We start from the raw sequence: 22713 nt of genomic DNA on the forward strand, positions 1-22713 counted from the left end.
AACTAATTGAAGCTACTGATTTGGAACCGGGAAAAGTAGATGGGTTAATTTTTTAAAGTCTTTGCAATAGCTTCTTGCACCATTTTCTCCATAATCTTGTAACCTGCCTTGGTCACATGTACTTCGTCCGTGGTCAGTTCGGTTGGCAGCCCATTTCTATCATCCGCCATTTCGGAGAAATAATCCAAATACATCACTTCCTGAGCTTCGGTCATTTCCTGGAGCATTTTGTTCAGTTTCGGGATTTTGAGGTTTGGCTCCAAACCGGGACGCCACGGATAATCGTAGGCAGGGAGCACGGAACAAACAATCGGTTTAATGCCGTTTGCTTTTGCCAGTTGTACCATGGATAATATGTTGTCGTGGATTTGTTCCAGTGTCATCGGGCCTGTATTGCCGGCAATATCGTTGGTGCCCGCTAAAATAACCACCACTTTGGGGTCAAGGTCAATCACATCTTGGCGAAAACGAAGTACCATCTGTGGCGTGGTCTGTCCGCCAATGCCACGATTTACATACGGGTTTTCAGCAAAAAATTCTGGATGCGCATCTTTCCACATTTCTGTTATGGAATTTCCCATGAACACCACACGATCTTCTCCGGAAGGCGCAGCGAGTTCTGCATTGGTACTTTTGTACTTTTCCAAATTGGGCCAATCTTGGGCATTGATTTTTGAAGTGCTCGACAATCCTAAAAATGATAGCATGATCCAGAGGATGGTTTGTTTTTTCATTATGTGCAGTTTGGATAAAAATAGGGAATTTCAACTGAAATCATTTCAATAAAAAACGGTGCAACAATTATGTTACACCGCTTTATAAATCTAAATTTTATGTTGCTTAGTATTTTGCACTCTTTCCTTTGGACAGGGTTCTTAAAATAAACGCCCTGATATCCTCGTTGGCAGATTTTAAATCTTCCCTTCTTAAATACATCATGTGACCGGAACGGTAGCCCTTGAATTCAAAACGATCTTTCATTCTACCACTTGGATCTACTTGGGACATGGTGTACTTGGCCGCGAAATAGGTGCAGGCACCATCATAATAGCCGGATTGTACCAACACGTTCAAATATGGATTCTGTGCCATGGCCTGACGCAAATCATCACGGACGCTATCATCGTCATTGTTCCAAGGGTGAACAGGACCGAACATATTGTATTTGATATCGGTTTTAAAATCAAGCTCCTCCTGCAAATAATAGTTTATGGCGGGAGTGAAGCTGTGCAACCAAGAGGTCAACTCGGGGGAATAGTCGGGACGGGTACCTGCCAAGGTTTTGTCGATTCCCAAATAGCGGCTGTCCAAACGCCCAATGGTGTAACCTCCGTTTCTTCTTTTCAAGGCTTTCCAGAAGAATTGGGTAGGTACATCCAAGTTGTGGTCCAGTATATCCTGAACGTCCAATCCCGAATAACGCGCCATTTTATCTGCAATGGATTTACGTTCGGAATCTGCTATAAATCCGCCCTTGGCAATAGCTGGCAACAATTCGTTGATCGTAAATTCTTCCACTTCCGGCAATACTTCCAAAAGATCTTTACTTTGTAAATCAGATGGCAACGCCTTGTGGTGCCATGCCGTGGCGGCAAAATATGGTAGATTCAAGGCACTGGAGACAGGATCGTTGTCACGGAATACCTTGTAATCGGCAGGGGAAACCATGATCACTCCGTTCAAATACATCCATTGTTGGTTTTGGAGCGCCAAGGAAAGCCCCATAACACGGGTACCCCCATAACTTTCCCCAACAATATATTTTGGCGAGTTCCATCTGTTGTTTCGGGTCACAAAGGTATTGAGCCATTCGGCCAAGTATTTGGTATCGGCATTGATCCCGAAAAACTTTTCACGATCTACTTCCTTTCCAGTTTCTGGAATGGTACGCGAGTAACCTGTATTAACGGGGTTCACATAAACAATATCGGTCACGTCCAAAACGGAAAACGGATTCTCCTTGACACCATAGGGCTGAACAGGATAACCCTCATCATCGATTTTAAGGATACGAGGCCCTGTGTAGGCCAGGTGCATCCAAACGGAACCAGACCCTGGTCCTCCATTGAAGGAAATCAAAAGTGGCCTTGAGGCCCTGTCCTTAACATCATTTTTGGTGTAATAGGTGTAGTGAAGAGACGCAATGGGCTCACCCAGTTCGTCCCAGACCGGTTGCGTGCCCGTGGTTGCAGTGTAATCGATTCTTGAGCCATTAATGGTTACGGAATGTTGTGTGGTTACCGTAGTGTCTACAGGAAGTTTGCGTTCTTGGGCAAAGGCGAATGACGTGCACAACGCCATACCTAACAGTAAGAGTTTTTTCATTATTATTTGGTTGAATTAGTCTAGTCCATAAAAATAGGGAATTTGTAGGATAAGGTTTCCAATTCGATTAAAAAATGTGGTTAACGTTAAGTTTGATTTTGGGAAACAAAAAAGAGAACTAAATTTTACATAGTAACATTATGTTAAGAAAAGCTTAAACCAATGGATATTCCCAGTTAATGCTTTCATAAGGGTGTGTGGTTAGTTTTACGGCATTAACCTTAACACTGAACATTTATGAAATTTACAAGATTATTTTTGAGCATGGCCATTGTGTCCATTGTTTCCTTCGGACTCACCAGTTGTGAGGGTGAAGATGGCCGTGACGGCATTGATGGTGTCGATGGCGCCGACGGACAAGATGGCGCCGACGGTATTGATGGTGAGGACGGTGAAGATTTGACTTCGGAAGAGCTTACTCCATTGACCAGTTCCGTTGTCCCGAACAATGTATTTGAATTAAAGGGAGCATTTGCCGGTACGGCACAATTGGAAATGATCATGACCTCTGCCGATATCCTTCCTTCTGATTCGACCTTCGTTTTTGGCGCCTATACCGATGGTGCTGCTCTTTTTCCTTATGAAGATGGCACTTTTGCCTTGATCAATAACCTGGAAAGGGATTTTTCCATCGCAAGGATCAGGGTAAACTCCGATCTTCAGCCATTGGAGGGCGATTATATCGTAAACGCTACCGCTACGGCATTTACGGCCCAATGTTCCGGCTCTGCCATTACTGTTGAAGAACATGGTTTTGGTCCGCTTTACCTTTCCGGAGGTGAATGGGGAGGAAACGCCAAAGGTGTCTATAAGATCAACCCTTTCCGTTCTGCCGAAGACAGAGTGGAGGCCGAAAGATTACCTGCCCTGGGCGAGTGGTCCACAGAAAATGCAGTTGCCATTAGCAAAAATGCCTATCCAAACCAAACCGTAGTTTTTATGGGTGATGACGATAGTCAAAACGAATATCCATCGGCTCATTTTGGTATGTATGTAGGCGCCAGAGGAGATCTATATGGTGGAAAGCTATATGTGCTGAGAGGAAAGGATACCACCGAAACTGCCATTGGCGGCGGCGGGCTTAAATTTGAAATGGGTATGGCCCAAGACATCGAATATGATGTAGAGTGGGTAGAGGTTACCGAAAGAACCCTTGAAGAGCTGAACCAAGAAGCTATTGATTCGGTTGCCATAGGGTTCCAAAGAATCGAGGACATCGATTGGCAGAGAGGCTCGGCAGAAAACAATAGAAATGTGTTCTTCAATGCGACAGGGAGAATCAACAATCCTGATCTGGCCAATAGAGGAACCTCTTTTGGAAGAGTTTACAAATTGGAACTAAATCCAAACGACCCGATCGGTGACGCTAAGCTTACCGTGGTGGTAGATGGTGATTTGGAGGGCGGAAAAGGTGACGGTATGCACTCGCCCGATAATATTGTGGTGACCGAAAGGTATGCTTACATTCAAGAAGATCCCAATGGATATGCCGATAGGAACCCGGAAATTCAAGGATACGCCAAACTTTGGCAATATGATATTATGACAGGTGACTTCACCGAAGTAATGGAGTGTAACCAAATAGCTGCATCGGAACTAGGAATCGGAAACACGGATACATACTGGGAAATTACCGGTATGATCGATGTAACCGATATTTTGGGTACTTCCGAACCCACATTTATTGCTGGTGCACAGGTACACGGTTGGACTTATGACAGCAACAATCCGGCAACATTCAGAGCCGATGGTGCCAAGTTTGTGGACCCAACCGCCATTGACGAAGCAGCCACTGAATTGGAAGGGTCCTTCTTGTTCAAAATTACAGGGCTTCCAAGATAACATGGCCCGGCCATAAAATATTACCTAAAAGGTTCCCTTTAAAAAAGGGAGCCTTTTTCTTCATTTAAAATACTTTCTACTTTATGAAATCTCCAGCTTATTTTTTACTGGGTCTTTGCCTTGTTTTCCTGTGTCTTGCTTCCTGTAAAGAGAAGGAAGCTCCTAAAAAAATGACCAGTGCAGATGCCGAATCCATGTTCAACGAGGAAATAAGAAACCACTATTTCCAAACCTTGGACAGTGCCGCACACTATATCCAAAAGTTGGATACGCTGGCAACGTTGGAGCAAAACAAAGCATATTTTTTAAAGAGCAGGGAATGGTACAAAAGGGCGGAGCCCATGATCATGGCATACGATTATCAGAATTATTTGTCCATGAACGCTCCCAACCTTCTTAAAGTGGAAATCGATGACTATACCGATATCAAAAAGTTGAACCCCCAAAGTTATCAGGTGCTGGAAGAATTGTTGTATGCCGACGAAAAAGTACCCAATATGGATTTGCACTTGGTGATAAACTACCTTCAAGCCCGAATTCCATATATCAGAAAAAATCATATAATCTACACACAACGCGATAGGCACCATCTTAAAATGATACGGGATGCCATCGTAAATATAGCTACAAAAGGCATCACAGGTTTCGATTCGCCGATGTTGGCCAACTCCCTTAACGAGGCCATCTACAATTATGAGTCCATCCATAAAGTATTGAACATTTATAAGGAAGCCTTTAAGGATCAAGCATTGTACGAGCAATGGAGCAACGAGATCGACCGGACCATAAACAGCTTGCAATCCAGTAATTTTGATGATTTTGATCGATATGGCTTTATAAAAGACCACACCAACAAGCAGTTGGAACTTATCAACCAAACCGCCGATGATTGGGGCATTGCCCTGAACACATCCCGCTCATTAAATACTACAGCGACCAATCTTTTTGATAAGGATTTCTTCAATATCAAGCAATTTTCGTTGCAAGGTTCTCCGGACATGAGCGATGAAAGAATTTTACTTGGAAAAAAACTGTTCAACGACCCAGCCCTTTCCAGCACCGGAACCATAAGCTGCGCTACCTGTCATTTGGAGGACAAAGCTTTTACGGACGGGCACAAAAAGGGATTGGGAATAAATGGCGTAGAACTACAGCGCAACACGCCAACACTGACCTATGCGGTATTTCAGCAAAGCTTTTTTTATGATGGAAGAGCAGCTGGTTTGGAAAGCCAGATCGTGAATGTGGTGAACGATGAGAACGAATTTCATTCAGATTTGAATACCATTGAGCGAAAAGTAAAGGAAAACGCATCCTATAAACCATCGTTTGAAGAATTATACGATGGTGAGATCTCCAATCAAAATGTGCGCCATGCCATAGCAACCTATATCCGTAGTCTGGCACCTTTCGATTCCAAGTTTGACAGAAACATGCAAGGTCAAGAAAATTCACTGACATCCGACGAAAAGTTGGGCTTCAATTTATTTATGGGAAAAGCAGCTTGTGCCACATGCCATTTCCCGCCGGCATTCAATGGCACCGTACCGCCAAAATACCTTGAAACTGAATTTGAGAATTTGGGAGTTCCAAAAAATGCTGATTTTGAAAATCCTGTTTTGGATGATGACCCGGGCCAATACCATCCTTATAAAGTTGAGGAAAAAAGAAACTTCTTTAAAACCACAACGGTTAGAAATATCGCCCTCACCGCACCTTACATGCACAATGGGGTGTATGAAACCTTGGAAGAGGTGATTACTTTTTACAACGTAGGGGGCGGACAAGGCATGGGATTGGATGTGCCCTACCAGACCTTGCCTCCAGATTCGTTGAACTTGAGCGATAGGGAACAGAGGGCATTGATTTCGTTTATGCACTCGTTAACGGACAAAAGGTTTGAAAAGGTTGGTGAATAATTGAATTTTTGATGATTTTTTGGTTATTACATCAATTTGAATCCTCATATCGGTCAATAAAATGCTTTTCAATGCTTACATTTAAGTGCCATCTTAAAAACAACCATCTATGAAAAGTATCACACGAAGAAATTTTAACAATCTCACTATAAAAGGAATGGGAGGGGCCGCTTTGTTATCATCCGCACCTTTTGCGTGCGCTATGGGCGCCAATCAGGATAAGAAAAAACTGGGCATTGCCCTGGTCGGACTTGGGAGTTATAGTACTTATCAATTGGCACCGGCCTTGCAGGACACCCAGCACTGCTATTTGGCAGGAATTGTGACGGGAACACCTGAAAAGGAGCAAATTTGGGCGGATAAGTATGGAATTCCTGAAAAGAACATCTACAATTATCAAAATTTTGACGATATCGCCAACAACGGGGATATTGATGTGGTGTATGTGGTACTGCCCAACAGTATGCATGCTGAATTCAGTATCCGTGCCGCACAAGCAGGCAAGCATGTGATCTGTGAAAAACCCATGGGTATCAGCGTTGAAGAGTGTACGGCCATCATCAATGCCTGTGATAAAGCTGGCGTAAAATTGGGAATGGGCTATCGCTTGCACTCCGAACCCTATACGCAGCAGGTAAAAGAATATGTAAAGGAGAAAACGTTCGGAGATATTTTGTTTGTATCCGCGGATGCATCCTATCGTGCTACCGGAAATCCAGACCAATGGCGTTTGAACAAGGAACTGTCCGGTGGCGGTGCTTTAATGAACATGGGCGTATACGCTGTGCAAAGTACCATTTATGGTACGGGAGAAAATCCTGTTTCCGTGTCGGCGCAAGAATTTAGTACACGCCCTGAGTATTTTAAGAATACCGATGAGACCATTACGGCCCAATTTAAGTTTCCGAGCGGGGCAGTGGGGAACATCACCACCTCGCATAATTTTAATGCCAATGCGATGTATGTTTCGGGTACTTCGGGCTGGTTTAGGTTGCAACCCGCCAATAATTACGGTCCATTGAGCGGTGTCACCTCCAAAGGGGATGAAATCAAATTTCCGCACGAGAGCCAACAAAAGCTTCAAATGGATGATTTTGCACGGCACGTATTGTTTGGTGAGCCCAACAAAGCTCCTGGCGAAATGGGCAAACGCGATATGATGATCGTAGAGGCTATCTACCAATCCATTGCCAATGGGGGAGAGACCATTGCTTTGGATTTTGAGCCTGGTTATGGGTTTGGGGGGTGATAATTATTCAGTGGTATAAATGTAATCTACAGTAATTGAATTGTTTTCGTTGCTCTTTTCTATTGGAAAGCCTTTTTCGTTATAATTGTATATAAAGGTGTTGCTTTGAAGACCTCCAAATTCATTTTTCTCAACTGTAAACTGGACTATGTTATTTGAATTGCTAAAAACGTTGTTCTCATCATAGAATAAAAATTCCCAGCCACCAATTACATTTAGATAACACTTTATTGTTGAAAGGTTTAAGAAAACATCTGAGTTGAAGGGGTTACTTTTATCATCATATTGATAAGTAAGTATATTGGCTTCATTTAATGTTTTTTTGATTAGATTACCGTCCGAATACTCAAATAGAATGGTAAAATCGATATTTTCTTGATAAAAACTTGTTAGATTGTTGTTTGAGTCGAGTGTTACTTTTCTATTCCTATCATCTATTAAATCAATAAAATCAATCTCTGATAAATTGTGAACAATACTATATTCTTGGACCTTATCTCCGTTATAAAAAGTTTCTATTCTTGTTATTAGACCGTCATCATTATAACTGACAATAGTTTCTTCGGTAGTGGAACTTTCATTTTCTTTGTCAAATTCTGTTGAGGTTAATTTTATGATACTTCCTGACTCTACCTGGATTTCAATCATGGATTTATTTTCGATGTAATCTATTTCCCATAACTGCAATAATCCATCTGCAGTGATAGAAAACAGATTGTTAAAGTCCGTAAAATCAAAAATATTTTCTGTCGATGAAGATATATTGGATGATATTTGGTTCAAATACGCAGTGCCCTGTTCTTCCGGTTCTTCAGGACTCAATTCCTCTTCATTTTCTATCTCTTCACTAAATGAATTGTTGTCAGAACATGATAAATTAAGGACAAAAAACAATAAAATTATGTGATTTTTCATTGAAATATTATAATCGCTGCATAGCAAGAATACATATTTTCTTGCGATTTAAAACAAGACGATGGTCAAACAGCAATTAAAACCTCTCAAAAACCCCCAACCCAAATAACGCAAAATCATATTTTACGGGGTCGGCTGTGTCCAGTTTTCTGAGATTTTTGTCCAATTCCTGTAAGGCCTTGGCATCGTTCTGTTTACGTTTGAGCAACTTTAGTTTACGCGCTACATTGCCCGAGTGTACATCCAACGGACAGGAGAGCTTTGCGGGATCAATATCCTTCCAAAGACCAAAATCCACGCCTGTACTGTTGTCTCGAACCATCCAACGCAAAAACATATTGATGCGTTTGGCCGCGGAACCCTTGATGGGGTCGGAAACATGTTTTTGGGTTCTGCTTTGGTGGGGCAGTTCAAAAAAAAGTTGTTTGAACTTAGAAATGGCAGGCAGCATGGAGTCCTTGGTCTGGTGTTGGGTGAAAACAGCTTCCAAACCACCGTGGTTTTTATAGATATTTTGCAGACTGGTTACGAAGTAACCAAGGTCGATTCCGTTAAAAGTGCGGTGTACAAAAGGAGAGAGGCGTTCCAAATCCTCTTCGGAGTGGTTGATTACAAAATCGTAAGGTGTGTTGCCGATCAACTCCATCAATTTTGTGGCATTGTTGATGATGCTCTTACGGTTGCCCCAAGCTATGGTCGCCGTTAAAAAAGCACTGATCTCAATATCTTCCTTCCGATTGAATGCGTGTGGAATCTGAATGGGATCATCCTCCAAAAATTTGGGATGGTTGTATTCCAGCACCTTGGCATCCAAAAATTCTTTGAGCTCCGTTTTGGTCATATCAATCTTTGGAAACGATCAAACCATCCACCATGGTGAGCTTTCGGTCTGCCATATCGGCCAAATCCAGGTTGTGCGTCACCAAAACAAAGGTCTGTCCAAACTCATCCCGAAGTTGAAAAAAGAGTTTGTGCAGATTGTCCGCGCTTTCGGAATCCAAATTTCCACTGGGCTCATCGGCCAAGACCACGGAAGGGTTGTTCATTAGGGAGCGGGCCACGGCCACACGCTGCTGCTCACCTCCGGAGAGTGCATTAGGTTTATGATCATAACGTTTTTTTAACCCTAAAAAGTCCAATAGTTCCTTCGCACGCTTTTCAGCCTCTGCTTTCGGCGTTTTTTTGATAAAAGCAGGAATACAAACATTCTCCAGAGCTGTAAACTCCGGCAACAATTGGTGAAACTGAAAAATAAATCCAATATGCTCGTTTCGGAACTGGGCCAAGCTCTTGTCGTTGAGTTGGTTTACGTTGGTATCATTGATGACCAAGGTGCTCTCGCCCTTGTTTGTCGGCGTATCCAACGTGCCCAAAATTTGTAACAAGGTGGTTTTTCCAGCACCCGAGGCACCGACAATGGATACAACTTCTCCTTTTTTGATTTCGAGATCTACACCTTGCAGAACTTTGAGATCTCCATAACTTTTTTGAATATTTGTGGCCTTTATCATAAGTACAACTTCGCTGGTCGAAGATAATCATTACTGTTGTATCGCAAAGATTGTATTTTCCGGCTATAAATTTGTCAATTCGAGAGATTTTTGAGTTGAGCGGACAAAATTGTATCGAGAATTGTAAGATTAAAACGCAGGGTGCCAGTTCTCGATACTTTTCCAAAGGAAAAACTCGAACCGACATCAAAATATATCAGTATAGCAAATAAGTTTGATGCCATATTTTCGACAAACAATCCATAAATATTTGTTAGAATTAATAGTATCATTCAAATATTGTTTAACTTTGAATCAAAATGAATAAACAAAATAATACATATTTAGATACCGCAATTTTAGCTGGAGGTTGTTTTTGGTGTACCGAAGCGGTTTTTCAACGACTTGATGGAGTAGAGGAAGTAGTTTCCGGATATACTGGCGGAACAATCAAAAATCCGGCCTATCGCGAAATCTGCACCGGAAGAACGGGTCATGCCGAAGCGGTAAAAATCACTTTTGACCCATCAAAAATATCCTATGCCGAATTGTTGGAAGTGTTTTTTGCCACGCACGATCCCACGACTTTGAACAAACAGGGAAACGATGTAGGCACACAATATCGCAGCGAAATTTTTTATACCACTCCCGAACAAAAGCAGATGGCGGAGGATTTCATCGATCTATTGGAAAAGGAAAATATTTTTGAGTCGCCGATCGTAACCGCTATTTCCGAGGCCAAACCTTTTTATCTTGCAGAAGAGGAGCATCACGATTATTACAATCAAAACAAGCAACAACCGTATTGCCAAATTATAATTGATCCAAAGATCAAAAAATTGAACAATTATTTTTCAAAAAAACTAAAGCATGGCACCATATAGAAACCTCGAGGAATATAATATTGAGATTACCAATGAGGTGAAAGATCACTTCTCCAAAATTATGGGAGACCTTGGGGAGGATGTTACCCGAGAGGGATTGATCAAAACTCCCGAACGTGCTGCCAAAGCTATGCTTTTTCTTACCCAAGGTTACAAGCAGGATGCCGAGGAAATTCTAAAAGGAGCCATGTTTGCCGAGGATTATGACGATATGGTGATCATTAAGGATATTGAGCTATATTCCCTCTGCGAACACCATATGTTGCCCTTTTTTGGAAAAGCTCATGTTGCTTACATTCCGAACGGACATATAGTGGGTTTGAGCAAAATACCCCGTGTGGTCGATGTGTTTGCCCGTAGGCTACAGGTACAAGAACGTTTGACGCACGATATTTTGGAGTGCATCAACAAAACCTTAAAGCCGAAGGGAGTCGCCGTAGTGATAGAAGCATCGCACATGTGCATGATGATGCGCGGGGTACAAAAACAAAATTCGGTAACCACGACCTCTGGTTTTAGGGGACAGTTTGAAAAAATTGAAACACGGAACGAGTTTTTAAAGCTCATCAGCGCCGATTTGTCTTAAACTGCTTTTCCAATTAAGCTGGAATTGCTATTTTTCCTGCATGGCAGAAGAAAAAGATAATAAGTATCGCAACCTGTTTTTAGGATTGTTGTTCGATGCTGTCGGAATGTTGTCCTTTGTTATTCCCGGTATTGGTGAATTCTCCGATGTAATATGGGCACCTGTGGCCGGATGGCTCATGACCCGATTGTACAAGGGCAGGGTAGGTCAAGCAGCCGGTCTTGTCACTTTTGCCGAAGAGTTGGTTCCAGGAATGGATGTGATCCCGACCTTTACGCTTACCTGGATTTACACCTATCTGTTGAGCAAAAAAAAGAGTGCCAAAAACTAATTCGGCACCCCATTTTCAAAGAATTGATAATTCCAATGTTTATTCAATTGTAATTTGGAACGTTTCGGTAAAATCCGGTTCACCCCCGGCGTCTGCCAATGTCCCATCATTCGGTTTTTTTGGCTCATGGATCAAGGTAACGGCCAATGTTGCATTTCCTGCATCGCCCGTCTCCAATGTGAAGGCCAATCCCAAAGGATTTCCATCACCGTCCTCATCATCATAAGTAATATCCGTGATATTTCCGGTAGGGATGTAAAACACTTGATGCTCTTCATCCTCTTCTTCCACTTCCTCCGTGATGTCTTCGGCTGGCGACTCGGTTTCATTTAAAAACACGACCGAGCCTGTGTAAGTAGTATTTGCGGCCAAGTTTCCAGAAACTGTGACGTCCGGAGCATTGGGTCCGTCACCATCCAAGTCCCGTGATTGGAGCGTAACCGTAGTGCCGCCACCTGGAGCAACCAAAGAAACCGTCATGGTTGTAATGGTCTCTTCTTCATTAACTGGTTCTGGAGCATCATCGTCACTGGAACAAGCCATAAAAGTAGTCGCAGCAACTGTAAGCAGTGATAAGATTTTAATTGTTTTCATCTTAAAAGGTGTTAGATTAATAATTGAGTTTTAATTGCAATGTGAAATTTCGACCCAAATCATCTGCGAAATAGCGCTGACGGTTTAGGTAGTCTCTATAATTCGTATTTAATAAGTTATTGATGGACAAAGAGGTCGTGAGTTTGGTTTTGTTTGAAATAGGAAATTCCATTTTGGACCTGAATGCCAACAAATGATAGGCATCCGGTGGCGTGTTGATTTCCAAGACAACATCCTCTTGCTGTTCTGGGGAAAACACTACAATATTATCAGGTGTTTCATTTTGACGAAACACATACTGACTTTCCAAGGATGCTTCAAAACCATTCCATTTGGGCATAGTGAATGTCACCGAGTTTCTGGTATTTGCAGCGGGAACATTGATTAGCGGCGTATTTGTCGCTGTATCCTGTCCTTTTACCAATGAGAATTTATGATTTGTCGACCAGTGATCCGTCCAATAGGAATAGGCGGAAAAATCAACGCCCAACAATCGTGCATTCGTCTGTCTGTATTCCCAAACAGGGAATGATCCCCTTACGGTAAATTCCACGCCCGAAGGTTCCAGCACTATAAAGTTTTGAATCCAATTGGCGTAGGGCTCCAACAAAATCCCCCAGGTTGAAAAGTCTTTTTCCAAAGTGGTGGTGATTTTGTGCGAAGTTTCGTTGGTAATGCGCAAATCCCCCAGTTCAATCCTTGCCGCGGAATGATGCAGCCCCTCGCTAAAAAGCTCTGAAGGATTCGGAGCCCGTGACGACATGGCATAATTCAACTTGATTTGTGTGCCATCAAGGCTCAAGTATTTTCCACCGATGGTCGCCGAAATATTATGAAAATCCAAAACGGGATTGACCAATAGTTGCGTGCCCAAATCCTCAACGACCAAATCCTCAAAATCTTCATCGTAGCCACGTTCTTCCCAACGTGAAGTGCGATAAAACTTGAGCGCATCAATTTTATTGTAATCGTATCGGATACCTGCATCCACCAAAAACTGATTGCTTACCCTGTATTCACCAATTAAAAAGCTTCCAAAATCAATTTTTTCATAATCTGGAATCAAACGGCGAACACCGGTGTCAGGATTCGCAAAGTTATCTTGGTACCTTCCCATAAGACCAACAAGGATGTTCAAGTCGTCCTTGGTGTCCCATTTAAAATCAGTGGATAGGGTGTGGGTGGTCAATTTTAGGTCAATGGATGGTATGTTGTCCCTTCCTCCTCTACGAATATCGTACTCAAACCTTCTGTTGCTCTGAAAATCGTATTGCACATTCCATTTGCCAAGACCTTCAAAACGCTTGTAGAATTTTAGTTTTCCCAAATGATGGGTCACGTCTTGCCTCGGATTTTGAAGTTCATAGGTAAATGGTCTGATAATTTCCGGCTCCCCGCTATTGATGCTGCTTATGAGATCGTCCACATTTCCAATGTGAGAGGCACGTAGAATGGCAATTTCCGTATTGAAATACGAATACCGGGCATCCCATCCCCAGGTAAATTCATGCTTTCCCAGTTGTAATGAGGCTGCAATTTCTTTAACCCCGGTGTTGGAGAGCACATAATCCGGCGCCTCGTTATCTCCCATACGTTTATAGGAACCTTGCCCTTTTACGAACCACCCACTTTCATAGGCTTTGGTCAATTCAGAGACAATATTTCCGCCTCTACCATTACTGACTCCGCTCAAGATTGTTTTTCCATAAATCGTATCCTTGCTAGGTACTTTCGCCTGTTCCGCAACGATTACCCCTCCAATGGCATCACCACCATACTGGAGTGCGGAAGCACCTTTGATCACGGAAACAGACCCTGCAGAATTGATATCAATAGTGGGAGCGTGTTCCGCACCCCATTCCATATCCTGCATTCGAACACCATCATTTAAAATAAGTACACGGCTGCCATTTAACCCATGAATTGCGGGTTTAACAATATTTGCACCGGTATTAAGGGTGGATACGCCGCCTATTTCCTTCAAGGCATCACCTAAATTCCCCGCACTATAATTTTCCAAGGTATTCAAATTCAGAGTCTCTTCTTGGGCGGAATTGGTTTTATCTCTCAGGATGTTTCCTATAACCTTCACTTCGTCCAATTGCTCCAAGTGGTGTTCCAGTTTTATATCAACCTTGGTATCTCCATCTACTTTCACATCCAATAAGATGGTCCTACATTCTGGATGGGAAACTTCCAACGTATAATTTCCAGAACAAATGTTGGGAATTTCGAATTTCCCATCTGTATTCGTGCTGGCCCTGAACTCATTTTCAAGAATATATATGGTAGCCTCATCGAGAGGTGTTTTATTGTGATAATCCACTACCTGGCCAGATAGAATGCTCTTGCACTCTTGAGAATATCCAATAATTGATGTTAATATGATAAAGGCAATGCAGAACATTGCTTTGATTCTAAATACCAATGCGTTTAATTTAAGGTCTAAAAAAATACTTTTAAGAACGGCTTTTTCCCGGATGCTTAAGCCATTGGTGGAGCCCTTAATACTTGAAAAGAAACCTCTTTGGGTTTGTAAATAAAGGTGTAAGTGGAAGTTGAATAGCTTATTTTAGGTATTTCTACGGGAATGTAAGTAAACCAAGTGTTAAGGAGAACTTTGTTCGCCAGCGTGAAGTCATTGAAATCACAGTCCAGGGTGCTATCGTGTATATGATTTGTACCAAACGCCACACAATGTTTTTCTTGATTGTGCCCATTAAAAGTGTGCCCTAATTTTATTATGGAGGGAGCTGAAATTGCTGCCACCATAAGTAGGGAACTTAAAATGAGTATGCGTTTGTGGAGGCTATGCATCATACTTGCGCAAAGTAACCATGCCCTCCGTTGTTCTGTGTTAAAAAAAGCATAAAACTATGATAGTAAAAAGCCCAATCCCATGCGTTTGAGCATCTTTTTTTCGAAACTCCAGAAGAATTTATACTGACCGAACAGCCATCCAATGCCAACAAGAAGGATTTGATAGATCGGAAAAATCAAAAGGATTCGCAGTACCCAATATATAGCTCCATTTACATTTTGTCCATCAATGCCCATCCAATGCACCAAAGGGCCGGCCAATTTGCCCGACAGACTTCCGGTAATGGCAAATACGATAAAAATGGCTATCATTTCCCACTTAAAATTTACTTTCCATTTGTTCTCCAACTTTTTGAAGCACCAAAGAAAAAACTTTAGGAAAATTACATGTAGGACCAACGTAACTCCAATGGTAAAAACCCATTCGTATACGGAATTGTTGAGGTCAAAGGCATGTAACAAACTCCTGGAAACAATATAAGCGGCCAGCAGGTTAAGGATTGCACCCAGGATTGGAAAGAGGATTTGCCAGTTCTTTTGAATTTCCCAGCGTTGTTTTATTTTTTGCATTGCAAGCTTAAGCTATTATTGCTGCAAAAATAATACATTAAATCCTTGGGATGAAGGGACCTAACCTTTGATTGTATTTTCTTTGAAAATAAATAAAGTAATTATAGAGCTTATAATTCACCTCGTACCCATAATCTATGCTGGGGTCGTAATTGATCTGCATTTCATAAAGGTTGGGGTTCCAACGCATTGGGTTGAGCACTCGTTGGTTCCAGTTGGTGACCATTATCGCGTTCCTGTTTTCCATATAGGATTGTGAATAGTAGCCTTCCGGTCTTGCTATGGAATTTAACCAGGTATTAAAACCAGGTTCTATAATGATGATTTCATACTCGGTCTCATCATCGGCTATTTCAACAGGTTCTTCGTCATTGGAATCAAAAACTGCTTTTTCTTCGCTGGAAACCTCCAAAGTTGATTTTTGTGAGGTACAGGAGACCAGACCTATGCAAAGCATCAAGCAGGGCCATATTGGGTTTATGATTATCTTTTTCATAATCATAAGATACAAAAAAGCCACTTGAGAATTCAAGTGGCCCTGTTAAATATCGTTAACGGGAAGGCCTACTTTCCAAAAAGGCCGCCCAGTACTCCACCAAGTCCGCTTTTTTTCCGACCACCGCCGTTCAACACCATTCCAGCCAAATCATCGATAACGCTACCGTCGCCATCACTGTCCAAGAAGGTCTCTATCAAAGATTGTTGTTTTGCGGCTGTTTTATTTCCTCCCATTAAACCGCCCAACAGCCCATTAAGGCCTTCTGGACTGCTCACATTTTGTTGTCTGGTCTGTTTCCCCAGATAACCCAAAAGGATAGGAGCTGCAATTTTCAATATCTGAGAAATAGCCCCTGCATCGATTCCCGATTTGTTGCTCAGGGCATTTTCTACCTGGGGTTGTTTAGAGCCAAGTACGTGACCAAGTATTCCTGCGCCATCGTCCATAACATGTTGGTCCACACCACCTCCAAAAAGGCCGCCCAGATCGTCCAAAATACCACCGTCGTGCTTGGATGAAAGTGCATCCATAAGTCCTTGTGCGCCGCCCGGTGTAGAGGCGTTCTTTTTCATGGCGCCCATTAATAAAGGCATTGCCATGCTCAAAACTTCGGCTGTTTTATTTTCTGGTTGCCCTGTTTGTCCGGCAACTCCGCTTACCAGTTGTTTGCCCACTGGGCTGTTGATCAAGTCTAATAATCCCGACATTGTGTTAGTGTTAAGGTTAAAGTGACAATGTACAAAAAAGTGGGTTTTCCGGGGATGATACGCCTTAAAAAACCTATGGTTTTAGCAATTTGATAACCTTTTGGGCCAATTCTACACCAATACGTTCCTGTGCCTCAACCGTTGAACCGCCAACGTGCGGACTGAGCGAAATTTTTGGGTTCATCAATATTTTTATTTCCGGATGGGGCTCTGACTCGAATACATCCAATCCTGCAAAGGCCAAATGGCCGTTATCCAGCGCCTCGACCAAGGAAACTTCGTCCAAAACGCCTCCGCGGGAGGTGTTGATGATACCGGCCCCAGGTTTCATAAGTCCCAGTTCTTTTTTCCCGATCAAATATTTATCCTGTGCCGGTACGTGCAAACTCACAAAATCCGAATGTGCAAGAACGTCCTTCAACTCACTGCTTTTTAATGTGAAATCAACCGATTTACCATTAAAAAATGAAAGGGAAATTGTAGTTTCTTCGATGGTATGGTCGGTAAAGAGTACTTCCATGCCCAACGCCAGCGCCAATCTAGCAGTAGCTTGACCTATTCTTCCAAAACCTATAATTCCCAAGGTCTTGCCACGAAGTTCGGTACCTGCTGCATAACTTTTTTTGAGTTGTTTGAACTGGCTGTCTCCATCCAAAGGCATGTTTCGGTTGGCATCATGTAAAAATCGAACACCATTTAAGAGGTGGGCAAAAACGAGTTCCGCCACGGATTCAGAGGATGCTTCGGGCGTATTGAAAACTTGAATCCCTTTGGATTCGGCATGTTCCACATCAACATTGTCCAGACCTACGCCACCACGGCCGATCAACTTTAAGTTGGGGCATTCGTCGATAAGTTTTTTATCGACTTTGGTTGCGCTGCGCACCAATAATCCTGAAATTTTGTTTTTGTTGATATAGTTTGCCAATTGTTCTTCGGCTACCTTTGCATTCTTTACTTCGAAACCTTCTTTTTCAAGTAAATCAACTCCTGACTGGGCTAAGCCATCATTTGCTAAAATCTTTACCATTAAACTATCCTTTCTTTTCAAGTTCACTCATAATGTCAACCAACACGCCAACACTTTCCATCGGGAGGGCATTGTACATAGATGCACGGTATCCACCAACGGACCTGTGGCCGTTGATGCCACTGATTCCCGCTTCTTTGCACATTTCATCAAAAACATCTTTTAATTCATCATCTGTAATGTTAAAGGTGGCGTTCATGTTGGAACGGTCCTCCTTGGCAGCAATTCCTGAGAAAACAGGGTTGAGTTCAATTTCGGAATAGATCAAGCTAGCTTTACGCTCGTTGATTTCTTCAATGGCAGCAATTCCCCCCAAATCCTTCAACCATTGCATGGTGAGCATGGAAACGTACACGGCAAAAACGGGAGGGGTGTTGAACATGCTGTCCTTGGCCACATGCACCGAATAATCCATCATGGAAGGGATTTTACGGGAAACTTTTCCCAATATATCTTCTTTCACCACCACAAGGGTAGTTCCTGCGGGGCCCATGTTCTTTTGTGCGCCTGCATAGATCAAATCGAATTGGGAGAAATCCAATTGGCGTGAAAAAATATCCGAACTCATATCGCATACCAACGGCACATCGGTTTTTGGGAATTCTTTGAACTGCGTCCCGTAAATGGTATTGTTGGAGGTTAGGTGCAGGTAATCCAAATCCGAAGGAATATCAAAACCTTTGGGGATGTACTTAAAATTATCCTTTTGTGATGAAGCCACCTCGACAATGTCGCCGAACAAACGCGCCTCTTTAATGGCTTTTTGGCTCCAAGTTCCAGTATTTACGTATCCAGCCTTTTTATCCAAAAGATTAAAGGCCGTCATTAAAAACTGCATACTTGCTCCACCTTGAAGGAACAATGCCTGGTATCCTTTGTCTTCAAGCCCCAAAAGTTCCAAGGCCAGAGCGCGTGCCTTTTCCATAATGGCCACAAACTCCTTGCTTCGGTGGGAGATTTCAATAAGGGATAGTCCAATACCGTCCAGTTCCAGAACAGCTTCGGACGCTTTTCGCATAACCTCTGCGGGCAAAATGCAGGGTCCTGCGCTAAAATTGTGCTTTTTCATTGACTAGGTTTAAGGGGTAAAGGTCTTAAAAATTGTTGGATCGTAAAACGTTTCCCGTGGTTAGGATTTTCTTAAAGTTTCAATAGGAACTCCATAGTATCGATTCCGTCTGCGTAGTCGTTTAAACTGGGTTTTTGGGTGTCGCCAAAGTTTACTTCGTTTTCCTTTGCTTTACTGGAAACCACACATTGAATTTGACCCTCCATTTCTTGTAACTTTTCTCTTAAGCTGGATTCATCATCATAAAATGAGTAGAACAAAGCAGAAATAGGGGAGGTGAGCGAATCATCTTCCTTCAACACCAAGAATCCATTGTCCAAAATCTTAAACTGGCTCATCAAATACACGGCCTTGTTGTAATCGTAATTGTTGGCGTATTTATGTTGATGGATGATGTCCTTGTAGTGAAAGAGCGCATGGAACAAACTATCAAAATTATAATTCTTCGGCACGTAAATTTTGGACACGTTGCGGCAGCCCAAACCATAATACCTGAAAATATCCTCGCCAAGCGCTTTCAATTCTTCTTCGCTCTCGTTTCCGGTAAGCACAGCAACCGAATTTCTATTTTTTCTGATGATGTTGGGCTTGTTACCAAAATAATATTCAAAATAGCGACTGGTATTGTTGCTTCCCGTGGCGATAACCGCATCGAAGTTTTCAAGTTTGCCCTCTACAAATTCGATTTTTTCCGCAAGCGATGGTTCTTGCTCCATCAAATATTTACACAGATAGGGCAACAGCACTTTATCGTTTGATGATAGCTTGACCAAAACCTTGTTACCGGACAGCAGTACACATAAAAAGTCGTGAAAGCCTACCAATGGGATGTTCCCCGCCATAACGATTCCCACGGTTTTTGGATTAATTTGTTTATTGAACGAATAGTTGGACAACCAGGCCGTTATATTTTGCTCCGTGAGCAAATCGCCCCATTGTTTCAAAGAAAATAGGATGTTGTCCTCGGTAAACCATCCATTGTGATGACCCGCCTGCGCAATGATTTCCTTGAGGTTTTGGTCAACTTCTGGGTCATTGGAATAACATTTATCACAAAAATCCGTTAGGTATTTTCCAAGTTTAACAAAAGCAGCTATGGTATTTCTATCTGGTGCCATTAAATTTGTACACTAATTTAGTAGGGTTTATTTTTGTCAAAAGTAAGCATGCTGATAAGAATCAGCCCAAAAGGAAAAGAAAATTATGGCAATTATTATAACAGATGAGTGCATAAATTGTGGTGCTTGCGAGCCAGAATGCCCGAACACGGCAATTTATGAAGGTGCAGATGAGTGGAGATATAGTGAAGGGACTTCCCTTGAAGGCGATGTGGTTTTGCCCAATGGCAAAGAGGTCAACGCCGATGAAGTTCAAGAACCTGTTAGCGACGAACTTTATTATATAGTTCCGGATAAGTGCACCGAATGCAAAGGATTCCACGAAGAACCACAATGTGCGGCAGTATGTCCCGTAGATTGCTGCGTTCCCGATGAAGACCATGTAGAGACCGAAGAAGAACTATTGGGCAAGCAAAAGTTTATGCACCCCGATGGTTAAGCAATAAAAAACATTTAATTTAGCCCGAATCTTAAATGGTTCGGGTTTTTTTATGCAAGAAAAAGAGAAGGAATACAATGGAATTTGGAAGCAGGCAGGATGCATATTGTCCCTCGTCGCCATTTTTGGCATCATAGCCTTGGTAATAATTGGACTTTACCTTTTGATTCAAGGATATTGAGTTCCAGTACCAAAACTTCAACTTATATTTGCACCCTCAAAACACAAGAATTTAGATGAAAGCAGGTATTGTAGGATTACCGAATGTAGGAAAATCGACCCTTTTCAACTGTTTGTCCAACGCAAAGGCACAAAGTGCCAACTTCCCTTTTTGTACCATTGAACCCAATATTGGTGTGGTGAACGTGCCCGACCAACGCTTGGAAAAACTGGAAGAACTGGTAAACCCAGAGCGTGTGGTGCCTGCTACGGTGGAAATTGTGGATATCGCCGGTCTCGTAAAAGGCGCAAGTAAGGGCGAAGGACTGGGCAACCAATTTTTGGGGAACATCCGGGAAACTGATGCCATTCTCCACGTGCTACGCTGTTTTGACAATGATAATGTGGTGCACGTTGATGGTTCCGTAGATCCCATTCGGGACAAGGAGACCATTGATATGGAACTACAATTGAAGGATTTGGAGAGTGTTGAAAAGAAACTCGACAAAGTAAAGCGCGCCGCTAAAACCGGTAACAAAGAAGCCCAGAAAGAAGAAGCTGTGCTTTCCGCCTTAAAAGAAGGTTTGGAAACCGGAAAATCTGTACGGGCCATTGCGTTGAGCGAAGATGATCGCGATGAGTTTGTTAGACCCATGCAGTTGATTACCGACAAGCCCGTAATGTACGTTTGCAACGTGGATGAAGGCGCAGCTGTTGATGGCAATGCATACGTGGAAAAAGTAAAACAAACCGTAGCTGACGAAAATGCCGAAGTCATTTTTTTGGCCGTAGGCACCGAGGCCGATATTACCGAATTGGAATCTTATGAAGAACGCCAAATGTTCTTGGAGGATATCGGGCTTTCCGAGCCGGGTTCTGCCAAACTGATTCGCGGCGCCTACAAACTGCTCGACCTTGAAACCTATTTTACCGCTGGGGAAAAAGAAGTCCGCGCTTGGACCATTCCTGTTGGCGCAACAGCGCCCCAGGCCGCAGGTGTCATCCATACCGATTTTGAAAAAGGCTTTATCCGTGCCGAGGTCATTGCTTATGACGATTACGTAAAATATGGCAGCGAAGCCAAGGTAAAAGAGGCTGGTCGTATGCGCGTGGAGGGCAAAGAATACATTGTAAAGGACGGTGATGTGATGCACTTTAGGTTCAACGTGTAACTGCTGGGCATTGTAATCCATATATTTTATGATTTTCCAATTTCTGGGCATAAAATAGCTTTGCTCTATGTCCAGTAAAAGTTTGGGGATTTTATACGGAGTCTTGGGAGTAGTGCTATTCTCCTCCAAAGCCGTAATGGTCAAATTGGCGTACCGCTACAACGTCGAAACCTTGGATTTGCTATTGTTTCGGATGCTGTTTTCCCTTCCATTTTACATTTTCATTCTCTTTTTGATTCGAAAAAAGACCGCCAAAGCGAAAATTGTCCCAACAGACTATGCGTGGCTTTTTCTTTTTGGCTTCGTGGGCTACTACTTGGCCAGTTACTTTGATTTTGAAGGACTGAATTACATCAAAGCCGGCCTGGAGCGGATTATTCTATTTGTGTATCCTACCATTGTCGTGTTTCTAAGCTGGTTGATTTTCAGAAAAAAGATTACCCAAGTACAGTTCATTGCGATTCTCGTTACCTACGTGGGTGTGCTCATCACCTTTTGGGATGAGTTGGACGTATCGGGCAACGAGGTCGTATTGGGAGGATTTTTGGTATTGTTGAGTGCCATTACCTACGCCTCCTATTTGGTGGGCAGCGGTTGGTTGATTCCCAAATTTGGGGTGCTCCGGTTTACCTGCTATGCCATGATCGTGTCCACCATCTGCATTGTGTTGCATTATTTGGTGTCGGGAGATTGGGAATTTATGGATTACCCTTGGCCCGTTTACGCTTATGGCCTTGCCATGGCCATTTTTGCCACTTTGATTCCCTCTTTTTTGGTTTCGGCGGCCATCGAACGTTTAGGGGCGTCCAATTTTTCAATTTTGGGAAGCTTGGGACCCATTTCCACAATTTTGCTCGCCTTTGTGTTTTTGGACGAAAAACTCACATATTGGCAGCTCGTTGGAATGCTGGTTGTTATTTTTGGCGTAACATACCTGTCAATCCAAGGCAAAAAGCGGGCTAAAGGCTGATATATATTAACAATTATTATTTTTC

The 22713-nt window shown here is 42.6% G+C and carries 22 protein-coding genes; 9 read left to right on the forward strand and 13 right to left on the reverse strand.

The features are described 5' to 3' along the window. Positions 1-44 precede the first annotated feature (44 nt). Complete coding sequence (locus GVT53_RS07110; protein WP_166247991.1) at positions 45-734, reverse strand: SGNH/GDSL hydrolase family protein; 690 nt, start codon at positions 732-734, stop codon at positions 45-47. 106 nt (positions 735-840) lie between these two features. Continuing rightward, the gene (locus GVT53_RS07115; RefSeq protein WP_166247992.1) at positions 841-2325 is read right to left on the reverse strand and encodes a S10 family peptidase; all 1485 of its coding nucleotides are present in this window, start codon (positions 2323-2325) and stop codon (positions 841-843) included. Between the two features lie 237 nt (positions 2326-2562). On the opposite strand from GVT53_RS07115, the gene GVT53_RS07120 reads away from it, so the two are divergent. From GVT53_RS07120 to GVT53_RS07130, 3 genes are all read left to right on the forward strand, one after another. Beyond that, the gene (locus GVT53_RS07120; RefSeq protein ID WP_166246866.1) at positions 2563-4167 is read left to right on the forward strand and encodes a PhoX family protein; all 1605 of its coding nucleotides are present in this window, start codon (positions 2563-2565) and stop codon (positions 4165-4167) included. 170 nt (positions 4168-4337) lie between these two features. Next, on the forward strand, positions 4338-6086 hold the full coding sequence (locus tag GVT53_RS07125; protein WP_166247993.1) for a cytochrome-c peroxidase: 1749 nt from the start codon (positions 4338-4340) through the stop codon (positions 6084-6086). Between the two features lie 109 nt (positions 6087-6195). Beyond that, complete coding sequence (locus GVT53_RS07130; protein ID WP_166247994.1) at positions 6196-7335, forward strand: Gfo/Idh/MocA family protein; 1140 nt, start codon at positions 6196-6198, stop codon at positions 7333-7335. Between the two features lie 3 nt (positions 7336-7338). On the opposite strand, the gene GVT53_RS07135 is transcribed toward GVT53_RS07130, so the two are convergent. The 3 genes from GVT53_RS07135 to GVT53_RS07145 form a co-directional block, all read right to left on the reverse strand. After that, positions 7339-8250 carry a hypothetical protein gene (locus GVT53_RS07135; RefSeq protein ID WP_166247995.1) on the reverse strand — a complete coding sequence of 304 codons (912 nt, stop codon included), beginning with the start codon at positions 8248-8250 and terminating at the stop codon, positions 7339-7341. Positions 8251-8326: 76 nt separating this feature from the next. Next, on the reverse strand, positions 8327-9091 hold the full coding sequence (locus tag GVT53_RS07140) for a TIGR02757 family protein (protein WP_166247996.1): 765 nt from the start codon (positions 9089-9091) through the stop codon (positions 8327-8329). A gap of 1 nt (position 9092) precedes the next feature. Next, on the reverse strand, positions 9093-9761 hold the full coding sequence (locus GVT53_RS07145) for an ABC transporter ATP-binding protein (RefSeq protein ID WP_166247997.1): 669 nt from the start codon (positions 9759-9761) through the stop codon (positions 9093-9095). A 299-nt stretch (positions 9762-10060) separates the two neighbouring features. Between GVT53_RS07145 and msrA the strand changes: the two genes are divergently transcribed. The 3 genes from msrA to GVT53_RS07160 are packed head-to-tail and all read left to right on the forward strand — an operon-like array spanning position 10061 to position 11541. Further along, positions 10061-10624 (forward strand): peptide-methionine (S)-S-oxide reductase MsrA, encoded by a 564-nt coding sequence (gene msrA, locus GVT53_RS07150; protein WP_166247998.1) that lies wholly within the window; start codon positions 10061-10063, stop codon positions 10622-10624. Further along, positions 10611-11210: a GTP cyclohydrolase I FolE gene (gene folE / locus GVT53_RS07155; RefSeq protein ID WP_166247999.1), complete on the forward strand. Its 600-nt coding sequence runs from the start codon at positions 10611-10613 to the stop codon at positions 11208-11210. Before msrA ends, folE begins: the two co-directional genes overlap by 14 nt. A gap of 40 nt (positions 11211-11250) precedes the next feature. Continuing rightward, the gene (locus GVT53_RS07160) at positions 11251-11541 is read left to right on the forward strand and encodes a hypothetical protein (protein WP_166248000.1); all 291 of its coding nucleotides are present in this window, start codon (positions 11251-11253) and stop codon (positions 11539-11541) included. Between the two features lie 39 nt (positions 11542-11580). Here the strand turns inward: GVT53_RS07160 and GVT53_RS07165 are convergent, their stop codons facing one another. The 8 genes from GVT53_RS07165 to GVT53_RS07200 all read right to left on the reverse strand — a co-directional run bounded on the left by GVT53_RS07165 (position 11581) and on the right by GVT53_RS07200 (position 19948). Continuing rightward, entirely contained in the window at positions 11581-12135 is a 555-nt protein-coding gene (locus tag GVT53_RS07165; RefSeq protein WP_166248001.1) for a type 1 periplasmic binding fold superfamily protein, read from the reverse strand. Positions 12136-12151: 16 nt separating this feature from the next. Next, on the reverse strand, positions 12152-14563 hold the full coding sequence (locus GVT53_RS07170; RefSeq protein WP_309474602.1) for a TonB-dependent receptor: 2412 nt from the start codon (positions 14561-14563) through the stop codon (positions 12152-12154). A 446-nt stretch (positions 14564-15009) separates the two neighbouring features. After that, a complete protein-coding gene (locus tag GVT53_RS07175; RefSeq protein WP_166248002.1) occupies positions 15010-15525 on the reverse strand; it encodes a DUF6787 family protein in 516 nt (171 codons plus the stop codon). Between the two features lie 37 nt (positions 15526-15562). Beyond that, positions 15563-16021, reverse strand: coding sequence for a DUF6146 family protein (locus GVT53_RS07180; protein WP_166248003.1), 459 nt, complete (start codon positions 16019-16021; stop codon positions 15563-15565). A gap of 68 nt (positions 16022-16089) precedes the next feature. After that, positions 16090-16731, reverse strand: a complete 642-nt coding sequence (locus GVT53_RS07185; protein WP_166248004.1) for a DUF937 domain-containing protein — start codon at positions 16729-16731, stop codon at positions 16090-16092. Positions 16732-16804: 73 nt separating this feature from the next. Beyond that, positions 16805-17761 (reverse strand): D-2-hydroxyacid dehydrogenase, encoded by a 957-nt coding sequence (locus GVT53_RS07190; protein WP_166248005.1) that lies wholly within the window; start codon positions 17759-17761, stop codon positions 16805-16807. A gap of 4 nt (positions 17762-17765) precedes the next feature. Then, positions 17766-18830: a 3-phosphoserine/phosphohydroxythreonine transaminase gene (gene serC, locus GVT53_RS07195; protein ID WP_166248006.1), complete on the reverse strand. Its 1065-nt coding sequence runs from the start codon at positions 18828-18830 to the stop codon at positions 17766-17768. A 71-nt stretch (positions 18831-18901) separates the two neighbouring features. Continuing rightward, on the reverse strand, positions 18902-19948 hold the full coding sequence (locus GVT53_RS07200) for an acyl-CoA reductase (protein WP_166248007.1): 1047 nt from the start codon (positions 19946-19948) through the stop codon (positions 18902-18904). A gap of 85 nt (positions 19949-20033) precedes the next feature. On the opposite strand from GVT53_RS07200, the gene GVT53_RS07205 reads away from it, so the two are divergent. The 3 genes from GVT53_RS07205 (at position 20034) to GVT53_RS07215 (ending at position 22688) form a co-directional block, all read left to right on the forward strand. After that, on the forward strand, positions 20034-20387 hold the full coding sequence (locus GVT53_RS07205) for a 4Fe-4S dicluster domain-containing protein (protein WP_166248008.1): 354 nt from the start codon (positions 20034-20036) through the stop codon (positions 20385-20387). A 236-nt stretch (positions 20388-20623) separates the two neighbouring features. Further along, on the forward strand, positions 20624-21718 hold the full coding sequence (gene ychF / locus GVT53_RS07210; protein ID WP_166248009.1) for a redox-regulated ATPase YchF: 1095 nt from the start codon (positions 20624-20626) through the stop codon (positions 21716-21718). Between the two features lie 67 nt (positions 21719-21785). Continuing rightward, on the forward strand, positions 21786-22688 hold the full coding sequence (locus GVT53_RS07215) for a DMT family transporter (protein ID WP_166248010.1): 903 nt from the start codon (positions 21786-21788) through the stop codon (positions 22686-22688). The last annotated feature ends 25 nt before the right edge of the window (positions 22689-22713 follow it).

The organism is Flagellimonas oceani, assembly GCF_011068285.1.
Lineage (GTDB): Bacteria > Bacteroidota > Bacteroidia > Flavobacteriales > Flavobacteriaceae > Flagellimonas > Flagellimonas oceani.